This is a genomic window from Pelagimonas varians, assembly GCF_003208435.1.
Lineage (GTDB): Bacteria > Pseudomonadota > Alphaproteobacteria > Rhodobacterales > Rhodobacteraceae > Pelagimonas > Pelagimonas varians.
Genome location: NZ_QKMF01000056.1, coordinates 1 through 1,050, shown reverse-complemented (window position 1 = coordinate 1,050; position 1,050 = coordinate 1). Strand labels below are relative to the sequence as shown.

Genomic DNA, 1,050 nt, shown 5'->3' with positions numbered 1-1,050 from the left:
GGCTTTGTTGCACAAATCCCATGCTGGATTCACCTTTTGAATCCAGCATGATAGCCGTGAGTTATGAGCAGTTGGTCCCCTACAAGATATAAGACGACAAACTGGTCGTCATACAATGACAGTTTGAAGCGTCGTGGCTCACTGTCTATTTGGTTTGATCCTGAGATGGTTTGGGTACCACCACCGAGCGGCAAGCGTGGTCGACAACAGAACTTTAGTGACGCTGCGATCCAAGCCTGTCTCACTTTGAAAGTGCTGTTCGGGCTGCCATTGCGACAGACCACAGGCTTTGTGCAAAGCCTGCTGCAACTCATCGGACTGGATTGGGCGGTACCAGACTTCAGCACCCTTTGCCGCCGTCAGCGAACGCTGAACGTAAGCCTGCCATATCGCGGTGGAACTGGTCCGCTGAACCTCTTGATCGATAGCACAGGCATCAAAGCAGAGGGCGAAGGTGAGTGGAATGCCCGCAAGCATGGCGGCTCGAAACGACGTATCTGGCGCAAGATACACATAGGTATTGACGAAGAAACGCTAGAGGTACGGGCGGTTGAAGTCACAGGCAGCAACATCGGTGATGCGCCCGTGTTGCCCGACCTCCTAAACCAAATTCCGCCCAGCCAAGACATTAGCAGTGTCACCGCAGACGGAGCGTACGACACGCGCAAATGTCACGAAGTCATTGCTGGCAGAAACGCTCATGCGGTGATCCCACCACGCAAAAATGCCAAACCCTGGAAACCGACGAGCGCCGGAGCCATAGCTCGGAACGACGCGGTCAAAGCACAACGATACTTGGGTCGAACTGTGTGGCGACGCTGGAGCGGATACCACCGACGAAGCCGCGTCGAAACCAAGATGCACTGCCTGAAACTAATGGGCCAATCGCTCATGGCACGGGACTTCGACAGACAGGTTGCGGAAATCCAAATCCGTATCGCCGTGCTCAATCGCTATACCGAGCTTGGCATACCTGTCACTGAGATCGTAGCCTAAATCCGTCTGGGGTTAGGGGGAGAACGTCCTAAACCCAATTTGTGCAACAAAGCC

The 1,050-nt window shown here is 54.2% G+C and carries 1 protein-coding gene; it reads left to right on the top strand.

The window, feature by feature from the left end:
* The first annotated feature begins 63 nt into the window (after window positions 1-63).
* A complete protein-coding gene (locus C8N36_RS23920) occupies window positions 64-996 on the top strand; it encodes an IS5 family transposase (protein WP_097807154.1) in 933 nt (310 codons plus the stop codon).
* Window positions 997-1,050: the final 54 nt, after the last annotated feature.

What these genes read in the sequence shown, in the direction of transcription:
- C8N36_RS23920 (WP_097807154.1), top strand. Translation starts at nt 64, where the DNA reads ATGAGCAGTTGGTCCCCTACAAGATATAAGACGACAAACTGGTCGTCA.